The 2,334-nt window shown below is 78.2% G+C and carries 2 protein-coding genes; both read left to right on the forward strand.

Annotation, left to right across the window (positions count from 1 at the left end; all coding sequences use genetic code 11):
- Nucleotides 1-204, forward strand: a 204-nt coding sequence (locus G3I71_RS44510) for a hypothetical protein (protein ID WP_203732992.1), incomplete at its 5' end; no start/stop codon positions are given.
- Nucleotides 201-2,334: hypothetical protein (locus G3I71_RS44515; RefSeq protein ID WP_164324540.1), on the forward strand; the 2,134-nt coding region annotated here is incomplete at its 3' end. The genes G3I71_RS44510 and G3I71_RS44515, both read left to right, overlap by 4 nt.

The raw sequence follows: 2,334 nt of genomic DNA on the forward strand, positions 1-2,334 counted from the left end.
CCGGCGCCCGCGCGGGCGCCGGAGTACCCGCCCTTCCCGCGCGCCGCCGAACCCGATCCGGGCTGGCCCGGCGCCGGTTCCGCCGCGCCGTGGGGCATCTCGGACGCGGACGGCGACGCCGACTGGCCCGACGAGGAGATCGCGTCGGGCGGCGACGGCGGCGACGCCGACGACGCCCGTGAGAGCTGGGAGAAGCACGCGTGAGCGGCACGGGGAGCCCGGTCGTCGTACTCGACTTCCGGGGCGGCCGGGACGTACCGGTGGACGGCGCCGATCTGCGCCGCCGGGTGGGTGCGCTGCTGCCGGACAGCGGCCGGGCCGACGCCGGGGATCTGCGGTTCCTGGTGGTGGACGAGCCGGACGGCCTGACTGCGCACGCCGAGGCGTACGAACTGGTCGCGGCGGCACCGACGTTGGGCGGGGTGAGCCTTCTCTGCCTGGTCGTCGGCGACCTGGAGCGACAGCGGTCCGCGAGCCCGCCGCCCTCGGACCCGTCGTATTCGGAAGCGCCGTACCCGGACGGCCGCCCGGTGGAAGGCGGGGCCGGGCGCAGGCTGCGGCTGGCGTCCGTGCTGCAATCCTCCGGTACAGGGGTTCTGTGGACGCCCGATCCGCGGGCGGGACACGATCCGCGCACCGCCGACCCGGCCGGGGAGACGGAGGCGGCGCTGGTCGCACTGGCCGATCTGCTGCGGGTGCGGGAGATCTTCGACAAGGTGCTGTCCGAACTGCACGACGCCCCGGTTGCGGTGGCCACGCTCTCGCTGCGGGTGCTGGAGCACGATCTGACACCGGACGCGCGGGACAGCGCGTGGACCGGCGCGCTGGCCCGGTTCGCCGGGGGCGAGGTGCCGGTCACCGGGCCGCCCGCCGCGCGGGATCTCCCGGCCGGGCTGGCCGGGTTGCTCGGTCCGGGGCCGGAACGCCCGGTGACAGCGCTGCTGCGGCCGGGCGGCCCCGCCGAAGCCGCCCGCGCCGCCTGTGTACGGGCCGTGGACGACCTCGCCGGGGCGCGGGCCGAACTGGCCTTCGCACAGGCACTTTTGGCGGGTCGTCAGGTCGCGGACGGAGTGCCCTCGGCGATGGCACGGGCGGTGGACTCGCTGCGCCGCTACCGGGACGTGGTGGCCGGTGTGCTGCGGGACAGCGGCTCGCCCGGTGTCCCGCACGGCGACGCGCTGGCCCGGCTGGCCGACGGAGGCGTGGCGCTGCCGGAGGAGATGTGGGAACGCCGGTCGCGTAGCGGCGAGTCGGACGAGGGGCTGCAGCGCTGCACCGCGCGCTGGCTGACCTCGGGGCTGCCGCTGCGCGCGGTCGCGGCCCGGCTGACGGCGCTCGCTGAGCGGGTCGCTCCGACGCCGTCCGCCGCCCGGCTGCGGGACCTGGAGCGGGCGTGCCCGGAGGAGTCGCTGGGGCGGATGTCGGCGGCGGTGCCGCTGTACTTCGCCCGCGCCCGCGCGGGGCAGCTGGTGCCGACGGCCCTGGCCGCCTTCGTCTCCGCGCTCGCGCCGTGGCCCGGCACGCTGCTCGCGCTGCTGCCCGCGGCGGTGTTCCTGCTCGGCGGCGCGCTGGCCGGCGCGGTCCGGCCGGGCCGGGCGGCGGGCGGCCGGGTGCACCGGGCGGACGCGGCCTGCGTCGTCGCGCTGTCGGCCGGCGCGGGTGCCGGGTTCGGTCTGACCCTGCAGGTGAGCGTCCCGCGCGAGCTGGTGCTCGGGGGTGTGCTGGCCGGTGTGCTCGGCGCGGCGCTGTGCGTCGGGGCCTGGTGGCGCCGGGGCGTGGCCGACTGGTGGGAGGCGACCGGCACCTCCGAACTCGGGCCGTGTCTGGCCCGGGTGGACGCCGTCCTGGCGGACGCGCTGCGTCGGCAGTGGTGGGCGGCCGAGGAGCGCACCCGCTGCGCGGACGGCGCACGGACGCTCGCGGCGGTGCTGCGGGGCGCGGCCGTCGAGGCGGACGCGGGACACCTGGTGTCCGGCCCGCCGTACACCTCCGGCGTGGGACCGGCCGGTCCGGACGGCTGGTCCGACCCCGGCTGGGACGAGTCGTCCTGGCCGGACGACCGGCCGGAGGCTCCCGGCACCTGGCAGCGCCCGGCGCAGCCTGACGCTGCACAGGGGTACGCGTCAAGACCGTACGCCGCACCGCCGAGCGCCCCACCGCCGTACGCGTCGGAGACGCACGCATCACAGCCGAACGAATCGCAGCAGTACGCGTCGGGCCCGGACCCGTCGGAGCCGGACTCGTCCTGGCCGGACGCCGACTGGCCCGACGACCCTCCGGCCGACCCGTCGGCCGGCGGCTGCGCCGAGCCCGCCGCCGCGCCCCTCGGCCGCC

Source organism: Streptomyces sp. SID12501 (assembly GCF_010550245.1).
GTDB lineage: Bacteria > Actinomycetota > Actinomycetes > Streptomycetales > Streptomycetaceae > Streptomyces.